The 12386-nt window shown below is 63.7% G+C and carries 11 protein-coding genes and 1 riboswitch; of the genes, 3 read left to right on the forward strand and 8 right to left on the reverse strand.

The window, feature by feature from the left end; genetic code table 11:
- Window positions 1-6 precede the first annotated feature (6 nt).
- The gene (locus tag H5P29_RS10925; RefSeq protein ID WP_154387497.1) at window positions 7-1224 is read right to left on the reverse strand and encodes a lytic murein transglycosylase; all 1218 of its coding nucleotides are present in this window, start codon (window positions 1222-1224) and stop codon (window positions 7-9) included.
- Window positions 1225-1471: 247 nt separating this feature from the next.
- On the opposite strand from H5P29_RS10925, the gene galU reads away from it, so the two are divergent.
- Window positions 1472-2359, forward strand: a complete 888-nt coding sequence (gene galU / locus H5P29_RS10930; protein ID WP_154387496.1) for a UTP--glucose-1-phosphate uridylyltransferase GalU — start codon at window positions 1472-1474, stop codon at window positions 2357-2359.
- Window positions 2360-2422: 63 nt separating this feature from the next.
- Window positions 2423-2608, forward strand: a riboswitch (cobalamin riboswitch).
- Window positions 2609-2633: 25 nt separating this feature from the next.
- Complete coding sequence (gene bluB / locus H5P29_RS10935; RefSeq protein ID WP_371818628.1) at window positions 2634-3389, forward strand: 5,6-dimethylbenzimidazole synthase; 756 nt, start codon at window positions 2634-2636, stop codon at window positions 3387-3389.
- On the opposite strand, the gene H5P29_RS10940 is transcribed toward bluB, so the two are convergent.
- Complete coding sequence (locus H5P29_RS10940) at window positions 3386-5071, reverse strand: outer membrane beta-barrel protein (RefSeq protein WP_154387495.1); 1686 nt, start codon at window positions 5069-5071, stop codon at window positions 3386-3388. The two genes, bluB and H5P29_RS10940, sit on opposite strands and share 4 nt — an antisense overlap.
- A 150-nt stretch (window positions 5072-5221) precedes the next feature.
- Between H5P29_RS10940 and H5P29_RS10945 the strand changes: the two genes are divergently transcribed.
- Window positions 5222-6220 (forward strand): SIS domain-containing protein, encoded by a 999-nt coding sequence (locus H5P29_RS10945; RefSeq protein ID WP_154387494.1) that lies wholly within the window; start codon window positions 5222-5224, stop codon window positions 6218-6220.
- Between the two features lie 33 nt (window positions 6221-6253).
- Here H5P29_RS10945 and H5P29_RS10950 read toward each other — a convergent pair whose 3' ends face one another.
- The 6 genes from H5P29_RS10950 to hemH all read right to left on the reverse strand — a co-directional run bounded on the left by H5P29_RS10950 (window position 6254) and on the right by hemH (window position 12192).
- Entirely contained in the window at window positions 6254-7462 is a 1209-nt protein-coding gene (locus tag H5P29_RS10950) for an MFS transporter (protein ID WP_154387493.1), read from the reverse strand.
- A 93-nt stretch (window positions 7463-7555) separates the two neighbouring features.
- Entirely contained in the window at window positions 7556-8161 is a 606-nt protein-coding gene (locus H5P29_RS10955; RefSeq protein WP_154387492.1) for a TetR/AcrR family transcriptional regulator, read from the reverse strand.
- A 121-nt stretch (window positions 8162-8282) separates the two neighbouring features.
- Complete coding sequence (locus tag H5P29_RS10960) at window positions 8283-8747, reverse strand: NfeD family protein (RefSeq protein ID WP_154387491.1); 465 nt, start codon at window positions 8745-8747, stop codon at window positions 8283-8285.
- A gap of 36 nt (window positions 8748-8783) precedes the next feature.
- Complete coding sequence (locus H5P29_RS10965; protein WP_067958370.1) at window positions 8784-9734, reverse strand: SPFH domain-containing protein; 951 nt, start codon at window positions 9732-9734, stop codon at window positions 8784-8786.
- 113 nt (window positions 9735-9847) lie between these two features.
- Window positions 9848-11062 (reverse strand): FAD-binding oxidoreductase, encoded by a 1215-nt coding sequence (locus tag H5P29_RS10970; RefSeq protein WP_154387490.1) that lies wholly within the window; start codon window positions 11060-11062, stop codon window positions 9848-9850.
- Between the two features lie 65 nt (window positions 11063-11127).
- Window positions 11128-12192, reverse strand: a complete 1065-nt coding sequence (hemH, locus tag H5P29_RS10975) for a ferrochelatase (RefSeq protein WP_154387489.1) — start codon at window positions 12190-12192, stop codon at window positions 11128-11130.
- Between the last annotated feature and the right edge of the window lie 194 nt (window positions 12193-12386).

Below are 12386 nucleotides of genomic sequence, written 5' to 3' on the forward strand. Positions count from 1 at the left end.
CGGTTGCTAGTTACGCCGCAGGAACTTCAGCACTTCCATGCTCGGATGACCGTCCGGCGTCAAGCCCAGCTGTGCCTGAAATGCCTTGATGGCCGAGCGCGAACCTTCGCCGATCTTGCCGTCGCTCTTGCCGTCGTAATAGCCATGCGCCGACAGGCGCTTCTGCAACTCCTGCTTTTCCTCGAAGCTGAGCTTGGTGAACGGCCGCTTCCAGTCCTGCACCAGGCCACCATAGCCGGCGATCTCGTCGGCAAGAAGGCCGACGGCGAGCGCGTATTTGTCGGCGTTGTTGTAGCGCTTGATGACCGAGAAATTCTTGGTCATCAGGAAGGCCGGTCCGCCGCGGCCGTCCGGCACCTTGAGGGTGGCAACGTCGGAGCCGCGCTTGAAGGCCTTGCCGTTGGCGCGTTCGATGCCGAGCGATGCCCATTTGTCGAGCGTCAGCGATCCCGTCGGGAACTTCTGACCCTCGGGCAGCACCACTTCGTAACCCCAGGTCTTACCGGCCTGCCAGCCGTTCTTCTTCAGAAGGTTGGCTGCGGTGGCGAGCGCGTCGGGCACGGAGTTCCAGATGTCGCGCTTGCCATTGCCGTCGGCATCGACCGCGTAGGCCTGGTAGCTGGTCGGGATGAACTGGGTGTGGCCCATCGCGCCGGCCCAGGAGCCGACGAGGTGACTTTCGTCGATGTCGCCGCGCTGCAGGATTTTCAGCGCCGCGATCAGCTGGGTGCGGGCGAACTTCGCCCGGCGCTGGTCGCCATAGGCGAGCGTCGCCAGCGAGCGCACGACATTGCGCATCACCTTGTCGTTCTTGAGAATCTCGCCGTAGTTCGATTCCATCGACCAGATGGCGAGCAGGATGTAGCGGTCGACGCCATACTTGGCCTCGATGCGGTCGAGCCAAGGTTTCCACTTGCGCGCCATCTCGCGACCGACAGCAATTGACTGGTCATGGACGCGATTGTCGAAATAGTCCCAGACGGGCGCGGTGAATTCGGGCTGAAAGCGGGCCTTTTCAAGTACTTCGGGGTCGGCCGAGGTCACGCCACGAAAGGCGCGGTCATAGGTCGAACCGGAAATCCCGTTGTCTGCGGCGACGGAGCGGAAGCTCGCCACCCAGCGCTGGAAACCGGCTTCGGCGGCCGCCGGGCCGGCCGGAAGCATCAATGCCAGCGAAAGGGCAGCGGCGCTCAGGAGGCCTTTGGCGGTCTTGCGAAGGGGCATTCTTTCCTCCTTGGAGAGATCAGAAACACGATTCATCGCCGATGCCGGTTATCAATCAGTTTACCATAGACCCGTTGGGGAACGAAAAGCGGGTTGAGGGATTGTCCACCTAGCTGTTCGGACAATCAAGATCGCGTGATCAATGGTCTTGCCCGCTGTCGCCGAATATGTGAACGCATTCAGTATTCATCAATTCGGGCGTGGCAAAGTTGGCGTCCGATACATCCCTCTATCGGACGACCACGCAATGAAAAGAGTTCGCAAGGCAGTTTTTCCGGTCGCGGGCCTGGGCACGCGTTTTCTGCCTGCCACCAAGTCTATCCCCAAGGAAATGCTGACTGTGGTCGATCGCCCTGTAATCCAGTACGTGGTCGACGAGGCGCGCGAAGCGGGCATCGAACATTTCATCTTTGTCACGGGCCGCAACAAGGCGGTCATCGAAGACCATTTCGACGTCCAGTTCGAACTTTATGATACGCTGGCCCAGCGCGGCAAGACCGAGCAACTGGAGCGCCTGCAGCGGTTGCAGCCGGCCCCGGGCCAGACCTCGTTCACGCGCCAGCAGGTACCGCTCGGCCTTGGCCACGCAGTGTGGTGCGCGCGCGAGCTGGTCGGCGACGAGCCCTTCGCGCTGCTGTTGCCCGACATGATCATGCAGTCGGAAAAGAGCTGCATGCGCGAGATGGTCGAGCTCTATGCCGAGACCGGCAACAACATCATCGCCGTCCAGGAATGCGACCCGGCCGAGGCGCACAAATACGGCATCGTCGGCAAGGGCAAGTCGGTTCACACCGGCTTCGAGATCGAGGGCATGGTGGAAAAGCCCAAGCAGGGTACGGCACCCTCGAACCTGTTCATCAATGGCCGCTACATTCTGCAGCCGGAGATTTTCAACATCCTGGCAAGCCAGGAGCGTGGCGCCGGCGACGAGATCCAGCTGACCGACGCCATGCTCAAGCTCGAGAAGATGCAGTCCTTCTACGGCTATCATTATCGCGGCCGCACCTTCGACTGCGGCTCGCCGGAAGGTTTCGTCGAAGCCAACGTTGCCTTTGCCTTGTCGCGCTCCGATCTCAGCAGGAGCATGGCCGGCGTCATCGAAGGGCTGCTCGGCGAGATCAAGCCGGGCAAGTAAGCCACATGTCGCCCGTGCGTCAGGATTGGACGCACGGTGCGATGGCTTTCGGCCGCTGCTGCCGCTAGAAATACCCTGCCAGGTGCCCGCAGCGATGCGGGAGAATCGGGAACACGGTGCAAATCCGTGGCGTGCCCAACGCTGTAAGAGGGACCGTATCGGCAGAGGCCACTGTTCATCCTGAACGGGAAGGCGCCGCAGACGGGTTGAACTCGAGCCAGAAGACCGGCCCGGCAGACATCGACCTCCGCATGGTCAGGCGGAGGGAACCGACATGCTCGCCAGGGGATATGCGATGCTTGCTGACCAGTTGAAGGCCGTTTCAGGCTGTTTCGATATCGCCGCACAGGATGCCGTTTACCGCGCCATCTTCACGCGCCGCGACGTTCGCAGCCATTTTCTGCCTGATCCGATCGACGACGATGTGCTGGCGCGGCTGCTGCTGGCGGCCCATCACGCGCCGTCGGTCGGCTTCATGCAGCCGTGGAACTTCATCGTCATCAGAGATCGCGAACGACGCGAGCGCGTCCGCGACCTGTTCTTTGCGGCGCGGCAGCAGGAACTGCCTGAGATCGCCGAGGAGCAGCGGGAGCTGTACCGCAAGCTCAAGCTCGAAGGCATCTGCGAAAGCCCGCTCAACCTGGTCGTCACCTGCGACCGCAGCCGTTCGGCAACCTCTCCGCTCGGGCGATGGCACAATCCCGAGATGGACCTCTTCAGCACCGTCTGCGCAGTTCAGAATTTCTGGCTCGCCGCGCGTGCCGAGGGCATAGGCGTCGGCTGGGTCAGCATCCTCGATCGCGAGGCGCTGAAGCAGTTGCTAGGCATTCCCGATCACGTCGTGCCGGTGGCCTATCTCTGCGTCGGCCACGTCAGCGAATTCGCCGACAAGCCCGATCTCGAGCGCCATGGCTGGGGATGCCGTCTGCCGCTTGCCGAGCTGATCATGAGCGAGGTCTATGCGGGGCAGGGGGAGACGGCCTTGAGGGCCGCAGCCGCCGCGATCGGCGGTTTGCCCCAAGCAGGTTAGCGCTGGATTTTCAACCCGACGAAGACGCTGTTGGTCTTGGCGTCGCGGAACGGCAAGGTGCTGTCGAAGGTCTCATGGCGCAGCTTGCCGGTCAGGCCGGCGTAGCGGTTGAGCCACCAGGTCAGGCCCGCTTCGGCACTGAGCCTCAGCTCGTGGTCGTTCGAGCTGGCATAGTCGCGGTAGCCGACGCCGCCGGCGAGGAATGCAGTCAGGTTGGAACGGATCTGCCGTTCGACGCTGAGGCGGCCGTTGTAGAGCACCGAACCGCTGTCGCCCGGGGTCGTCGATCCCTCGACCAGGGTTTCGCCGGTCAGGCCGACGATCGTGCCGCGCATCGGCGACCATCTGAGATCAGCGGCAATCGTCGCGGCGGAAACCGTCTTCAGCCGGTCGTCGTCGAAATCCTCCGAAATCCAGCCGGCCGAAATCTCGCCGCCGAATTTTTCGCCCATGTCGATCTCGACGCCGGCGCGGGCGCCGGTACGCTTGGACGAGCGCTCGAAACCGGCGGTGTCGAAGCGCAGGTCATAGACCCGGCGGCCGAATTCGACCTCGCCAAAGGGCGTCAACGCCGGTGAGACCTCGTAGCCGACGCGGACCTTGCCGGTATAGAGTCTGGAGTCGCGGTCCTTCTGTGAGAGCGTGGTGCCGTCGGTCAGTTCGGCGTCGCTGTAGCTTTCGTCGACAGCTTCGCCGGTCACTCCGAAGCGGAACTTGCCGACGGCCTTTTCGACACCCAGCGCGCCGTTCAGCGTGTGCAGGGTCGGCCGCTCGGCGGTGCCGGAGATGACCACGGGCGACGACGTCGATTCCGGGCGCATGCTGTAGCCGAGCTGCGCCAATGCGCGCATGTCGTCGGCGAGATCGAGCTGCAGCCGCCCGTCGATGCCGCCGCTGAGATCCTTGACCTCCTGGCCGGAGATGGATTTTCGGTAGTTGCCATAGGCGTCGATGGTCGCCGAATGGCTCTCCCAATCGGACGCGGCGTTCAGCCTGAGAGTCGTCTCGGACAGAACGGCCGACTTTCCGTTAAAGCTGGAATCCGCATTCGACGTCGCGGTGACGCCCTGTTCAAGGCTCGGCTTCAGAACGAAGGTGCCGAAACGGATGCCAGTCGGCTCGAACGGGTTCGCATCCGGCTGAGGCCTGCGGCCTTCGATGGCGCGCTGGCGCTCGGCTTCGGGTCCGTTCTCGATCTCCGTTTCGGAATCGACGGTGCCCTGGCGTACGGTGCCGGTGGTCAGCTCTTCGTCGGCTGCCGGCACTGCTGGCCGCTCGGCAGCCGTCGGCGCGGCGGTGCCGGCCAGCCGCTCGCGTGCCTCGCGGGCGCGCTGGCGCGCGGTCGTGGGCGGACGGGCGGATGGCAAGGAGCCGGCCGATGTGCCGTCGGCGTTGGGCGGTTCGCTGAACAAATCGGTGGCCTCAGCGTCAGCCTGGGTTGGAATCGCGCCGGGGCTGACCGGCTGGTAGGCCGGTGCCTGGTCCTGCGCCTGCTCGGCCGCAGGGCGCCTTTTGTAAAGCCGCAGGGTGTTGTTGATGTCGTCTTCGCTGACCGGTCCGCGCAAGGCGGTTTCCTGGGCATGCAGCGGTGCGGCGCACAGCAACGTCGCCACGCTTGCCGTCGCCAGCAAGATGCGGAGTGCCGTGGTCTGTGTCCGTTGCTCCGGCCTGATCTGCGCCATCTTTCCCACTGCTTCGCCGACGCAAGGGCGTCGCACTTACCAACTGGTAAATCGCCATGGTTAACGGAGCGTTTCCCGCACGCCCTGAGAGGCCTCGTTTTGGGCGGATAATCATGGACAGCCGCACGCCGACGCGCTAACGCATGCGCCATGCACGCTGGATCGCTGAAAAAAGAGCCGGACGGGCAGGCGTCGATCGCCTCCGCGCTCCGCACCGTCACCATCGAGCAGGCCGGCATCGCCGCGCTTGTCGCAGCGCTTGAAGGCCCGCTCGCCGAGCCATTCGCCAGGGCTGTCTCGATCCTGGGCCAGCTCAGCGGCCGGGCGATCATCACCGGCGTCGGCAAAAGTGGGCATATCGGCTCCAAGCTGGCGGCGACCTTGGCCTCCACCGGGACTCCGGCCTATTTCGTCCATCCTTCGGAAGCCATTCACGGCGATCTCGGCATGATCACCAGGGAAGACGCGATCGTCGCACTCTCCTGGTCGGGTGAAACAGCAGAGCTCAAGGGTATCGTTGCCTATTCGAGGCGCTTTTCGATCCCGCTGATTGCGCTGACGGCCGGCGATACGTCCGCCTTGGCGCGTCAGGCCGACGTCGTCCTGTCATTGCCCCGGGCGCCGGAAGCCTGTCCGCACGGTCTTGCGCCGACGACGTCGACGCTGCTGCAACTCGTCGTCGGCGACGCGCTGGCCGTAGCTTTGCTCGAGGCGCGCGGCTTCACTGCCGATCATTTCCGCACCTTCCATCCCGGCGGCCAGCTCGGCGCGAGCCTGATGCCGGTCGGCGACCTGATGCACAAGGGCGAGGAAATGCCGATCGTCGCCGTCGGCACCAAGATGCCGGAGGCAGTAAAGACACTGTCCAAGAAGCGTTTCGGTTGCGTCGTTGTCGTCGACGAGCAGGGCCGGCTGGCCGGCATCGTCACCGACGGTGACCTGGCGCGCAATCTCGATCGAAATCTCGCCGAGACCAATGTCGAGGACATCATGACCCGACAGCCCAAGACGGTACCGCCGCAGATGCTGGCGGGCACTGCGACGGCAATGCTCAACGAGCACAACATCAGCGCCATCCCGGTGGTCGAAGGCGACAAGCCTGTCGGCATCATCCACTTCCACGATCTGCTCCGGGTTGGCGCCGCCTGACCGGCGCCCTGCTGCCAACTGCCTGACGGCCCCCTACTCAGCTTCGTCCGGACCGAGGGCGAGCGCGCCGATGACCGCGCAGGCGGCAAGCATGGCCGCGCATGCCGATAGAACAGCTGTCGGGCCGAACAGATCCAGCGCGGCACCGACAACGAGAGCGGCAAGCGGGGCCGTGACGAGGATCATTCCGATCGATGCGCCGATGACATGGGCGCGCAGGTTCTTCGGCGCACTGGTCTGCAACAGGGTGGTGAAAACAGGCGAGAGCGGGCCGGCGGCGATGCCGAGAACTGCACCTGATGCAATCAGCGTGGGCACCGCGCGGTCGATCACGAGCATGATGACGCCGGCGGCCAGGCCGACGAAGGCGGCAACGAAGACACTGCGCAAGGCGGGCCGACCGCCGATTACGGCCATTGCAAGGTTGACCGCTATCGCACCGGCCGCGGCGGCGGTGAGATAGAGTCCCAATGTCGAAGCCGACTGCCCTTCGGCGCGCAGAATTGCCGGCAGGGCAACATTTTCGAGTGCGACGAAGGTGCCGGTGCCAAGGCTTGCCAGCAGCAGGGCCGTCCGCAGGCGGACCGATCCGAAGATGATGCGCATCGCGCCAGCCAGTTCAGTGGACGCGGTTGAGGACATCTGCCGCAGGCGGAACTGGGGCAGGCTGAGCGCGGTCATCAATGCGGTCACGATGTTGAGTGCGGCGATGATCCACAACAGCGTAGAGGTCTCGACGATCGCCACCAGCAAGGCAGCGATCGCCGGCCCGACGATGGCAGCGCCGTTGTCGACAAGGTCGTCGATGGCATTGGCGCGCAGCAGCGGCATGCGCGCCAGACGCGCGATTTCGGGAACGCGGGATTCGATCGCGACGCTGCCGGGGCCGTCGAATATGGCGCCGAGCAAGGCAAGCGCGACGAGTGCACCGATGGTCAGCATGCCGAAGCCGTAGAGCAGGGCGGCGGCAATCGACGCTGCGCAGCCGAGCCCGACAGCGATCATGGCGGTCTGGCGGATGCCGAGTCTTTCGGCGACAGGGCCGCCAAACGCACTGCCGAGAATAGCCGGAGCGAGTGTCACGAAGGCGACGATGCCCATCCAACTGGCGCTGCCGGTGAGGTCGTAGACCAGCCAGGGATAGACGATGGCGGTGATTGCATTGCCCAGGCTGAAGAAGATACTGGCCAGCTGCAGCCCGGCAAACGGGGCGCGTGTCCTGGCAAGGCGCAAGGTGTTCATGACAGTTTCGCTGCGAGCCGCAGCATCCTTTGCTGGTTCTGGTTTCCAGGATTTCCGGGGCAAGCCTTGCCGGCCTGTGCCCGTCTGTCTCGCCTATGTCGTTGCTCCCGGCCTGAGAAAGCGGGTCAACAGCAGATGCAATGTTTTCTTTTGCTCGAGCGGCTTGAAGCCGGGGTCGACGGCGACGCGGCCGAACACGCCGTCGATGAGCGCGGAGATCCATTGGGCGCCGTCGGCAGGATCGAGCCCCGGCCCGATCTCGCCGCGCGCGGCGGCATCGCGCAGGATCAGGGCGAGTGCTGTGCGCATTTCGGCGTCATGGGCCGTGACGAGGGCTGCGATCTGCTGGTCGCGCATCGCCTCCGCCGCGATTTCGAGTGCGAGGCTCGAATAGGCCGGGTCGGCGGCCAGTTCGAGCACGACGTCCATGAATTTGAGGATCTCGCCGAACAGGTCCTGGCTGTTGTCGATCTGTGCGAAATAGGCCGCCGTCTCGCGGCGATCCTGCTCGACGATTGCCGCGATGATTGCGTGCTTGGTCGGATAGTAATGGAACAGGTTGCCGGGGCTCATGCCTGCTTCGGCGCAGATTTCCGCGGTCGAGGTGCCGTGAAAACCTTTCCGGGTAAAACAGGTGATCGCCGCAGTCAGGATCTGCTGCTTTTTTGCCTCGAACTTTTCTGGGTCGACCTTGCGCATCCGCGCTCTCATTTATTATTAGATTGATCAATCTAATAATTGAGCGTGGTCATGTGGTCAAGTCAAAGGGATGCTCCAGGGGGCGGGCGAGGTGCCGCTCAAGCGATCAGGAGAGCTTGCCTCAGACCGGCTCCACCACCAGTTCCAGATCGGTGTCGGCAGCGCCTATGACACGCACCTGCGCGCCGACGGGCAAATCGGGGCCGGAGACCCGCCAAGTCGTGTCGCCGAGCTTGATGCGGCCCCGGCCTTCCCTGATCGGTTCGGCCAGCGTTGCCGTGCGGCCGATCATCTGGGCGCCACGATTGTTCAGAAGGGGCTGGTCGGATGCCTGTTCGCGGTCGCGAACGAGCTTCTTGCCGACATAGGCGGAGGCAAGCGAGAGCACCAGGAAAATCAGGACCTGCACCTGCCAGGTCCAGAACGCCGCGTCCCAGAGCAGCAGCGACGCCGAGCCGACGATCAGCGCGGCGATGCCGATCCACAGCAGGAATACGCCCGGCGCAAAGATTTCCAGACACAGCAGGATGAAGCCGAGCAGCATCCAGTTCCAGGGACCAAGTTCGGCAACGATGCTGGCGATCATGTGCGGTTCCTCAATTCACCTCGTCCGGTCAGAGGCTCAGCCCTGTTCGGGCGGAATCCTCGGCGGACGGGAGGCCTGGCGCTGCCCGCCTGCCGTGCCGCCGTCGCGGAAGACTTCCTTGGCGATCTCACCGATACCGCCAAGTGTGCCGATCAGCGACGACGCCTCCATCGGCATCAGGACAAGCTTGCTGTTGTTGGCTGTTCCAACCTTGGCCAGCGCCTCGGTGTACTTCAGCGCGACGAAGTAGTTGATCGCCTGGACGTCGCCCTTGGCGATGGCTTCCGAAACCACCTGGGTAGCGCGTGCCTCGGCCTCGGCGGAGCGTTCACGCGCCTCGGCGTCGCGGAAGGCGGCTTCCTTGCGGCCCTCTGCTTCCAGAACCTGCGCCTGCTTCATGCCCTCGGCTTCGAGAATCTGGGCGCGCTTGTTGCGTTCGGCCATCATCTGGCGACCCATCGATTCGATCAGATTCGCCGGCGGATTGATGTCCTTGATCTCGACGCGGGTGATCTTGATGCCCCAGGGGTGTGCCGCTTCGTCGACGACGCGCAGCAGGCGCTCGTTGATGGCGTCGCGGTTCGACAGCAGCTCGTCGAGATCCATCGAACCCATCACGGTGCGGATGTTGGTCATGGTCAGGTTGAGAATGGCGTTCTGCAGGCCGGCAACCTGATAGGCCGCCTGCGGCGCGTTCAACACCTGATAAAAAGCAACGCCGTCGACGGCGACCATCGCATTGTCCTTGGTGATGATCTCTTGCGTCGGCACGTCGAGCACCTGCTCCATCATGTTCATCTTGGCGCCGATGCGGTCGATGAAGGGGATGATCAGGTTGAGGCCGGGCGTCAGCGTCCGGGTGTAACGACCGAAACGCTCGACAGTGTAGTTGTAACCTTGGGGAATCGTCTTGATGCCGGCGAACAGCACCAGGAGCACGAGAACGACAAGTACCGGGATGACGATATCGAAGCCGCTGAAGCCCATGCGAAACTCCCCCGCAAGTTGAGTGCGCGATTCACAAGTCGCGCCACATGCGTTGAAGACTTAAGGGCGTTTCAGCGGCGATACAACACAGCAAGCCGGAAATGTCGTCCGGCTTAGCGTGGGAAGGCGAACAGGTCGGCGTCGGCATCCCGGTGGCCGGAAATGCCGGCGCTGACGATCTCCGCCGCGATGCGTGAATAGGTGATGCCGTTGCCGCCATAACCCATGGTTGCATGGATGCGCGGGTGGCCGGGGATGGTGCCGATACAGGGCAGGCCGGTCGGCGTGGTCCCGAACGAACCGGCCCAGGCGAATGCCGGTTTGGCATCGAGTCGCGGGAAAAGCCGCTTCAGCTTCGCCGAAATGCGATCCGATTTTTCGGCGATCAGCGCGTCGCGCCGAACCTCATCGGCGAAATCCTCGTCCTCGCCGCCACAGATCACCCGACCGTCCGTCGTCGCGCGCAAGTAAAGATAGGGGTCGGAGGCCTCCCAGATCAGATGCCTGCCCGGCCAAAGCGCCTGCCTTTGTGGTTTTGTTGCGATCGCCCAGGTCGAGATGATCTTGTGGTCGGTGGCGGGTATCAGGTTGGCGACGAGTTCGTAGCCGGTCGCCAGCACGACATGGCCGGCCGTAATCGTCGGGCCTTCCGCCGTCACCACCACCGCCTCTTCGCGTCCGGTCTGGATGGAGACAGCCTCGACGGGGGCGTAGAAGCGTGCCTTGCACTCCAGCGCCCTGTGCAACAGCCCGGCGGTCAGCTTTCTCGGGTCGAGTGCCAGATTGTCGTGGCTCAGGATGGCGCCCTGGCGTCGGATGCCGCACTGGTCTTGCAGTTCGGATGCGGCAAGATAGGTGGCGTGAATGCCGGCAAGGCGCCGGGCTTCTGCCTCGTCGCGCAATGCCGGCGCATCCAGAACATCGCCGGCAAGATAGAGCGAAGACCTGGTTTCCATGTTGCAACGGATGCCAAGTTCGCCGACGCGCGTCCTGAGGTTCAACACCGCAAGACGCGAACGTCGCCAGGCACGTTCGGCCTGTTCACGGCCGATGCTGCGGGCGAGTTTCGACAGCGGTTGATCGATCTCGAACTGGACGAGCGCGGTGGTCGCGGCAGTCGAGCCGAGGAGTGGTCCGCGCCTGTCGATGCAGACGACAGCATGGCCAGCATCGGTCAGGGCTTCGGCGATCAATGCGCCGCTGATGCCCATGCCGACGATGGCTACGTCGGTCCTGATGTCGCGGGTGAGCCGGCCTGTGGGAACGGACGGTGCGCGGTAGGCGTGCCAGACGGGCCGTCCGGTCCTGAGGTCGAGCTTGCGGGTCATAGACGGGCGGATCTCCCTGGCCCGTGGTCAACGCCGCGCGCCGGTGGAGGTTCCGCCGCCGGCGGTTAGACCCAGCCCATGAGCTCGCGACGCGTGATCGTCTCGATCACCGCCATGCCTTCCGGGCTGTCGTTGAGGCAAGGGATGTGGGAAAAATTCTTGCCGCCGGCATGGTGGAAGATCTCGGCGTTTTCGCCGGCGATCTCCTCCAGCGTCTCGATGCAGTCGGACGAGAAGCCGGGGTTGACGATGGCGATCGACTTGACGCCCTCCTTGGCCAGCCGCTCGACGGTCTTGTCGGTGTAAGGCTGCAGCCATTCCTGCGCACCGAAGCGCGACTGGAAGGTGGTCATCAGCTTCTTGTCGCTCATCGCCAGGCGCTCGCGCAGCAGCCGCGTCGTCTTCACGCAATGGCAGTGATAGGGGTCGCCCCTCTCGAAATAGGGCTTCGGGATGCCGTGATAGGAGGCGAGGATGACCTCCGGTTCGAAGTCGAGCTTGGCCAGGTGCTGCTCGATCGAGCGGGCCAGCGCTTCGATATAGACCGGCTCGTCATAATAGGCGGGAACCGTGCGGATCGACGGCATGGCGCGGATCTTCATCAGCGCGCGGAACAGCTGGTCGCTGGCGGTCGCCGTCGTCGTTGCCGAAAACTGCGGATAGAGCGGGAACATGACGATGCGGTCACAACCCTGGGCGATCAGCTTCTTGACGACGCTCTCGGTCGACGGGTTGCCATAGCGCATGGCCCAGTCGACGACGACGTCAGGCAGGTCGCTGAGCGCTTCTGCCAGCTTCTCGCCCTGGGCGCGGGTGTAGGTGCGCAACGGCGACTCATCGCGATCGGTGTTCCAGATCTTCTTGTAGTTCTCGCCCGACTTCTTCGGCCGTGTGTTGAGAACGATGCCGTAGAGGATGGGATACCAAAGCACCCTGGGCATCTCGATGACGCGCGGGTCGGACAGGAATTCGCGGAGATAGCGCCACATCGACTTCTTGTCGGTGCCGTCGGGCGTGCCGAGATTGACCAGGAGAACGCCGACCTTGCCCTTGCGCACCGCCGGATGACCGTTTGGAAACGCCCCCAGTGCCTTGGCCGATGTCTCGTCGATTGTGGTCGTCAGGTTCATTCGGTGTCTCCGTTAGGCGGGATACCTAATTGAATGGGGTGGGCATTCAATGTCGCGTCTGGCCGCACCCTGCAAGGGAATAGGGCAACAGGGCAGCTGGGAGTAGGGTTTTGTCGCCCCAGTACCTTATTGCGTACTGCCCTATTGCCCGATTCTCCTGCCCGGAATGTAAAAACCCGCCCGGCATGCCGGGC

It is taken from the genome of Aminobacter sp. MDW-2 (assembly GCF_014250155.1).
In the GTDB taxonomy this organism is placed as follows: Bacteria; Pseudomonadota; Alphaproteobacteria; order Rhizobiales; family Rhizobiaceae; genus Aminobacter; species Aminobacter ciceronei.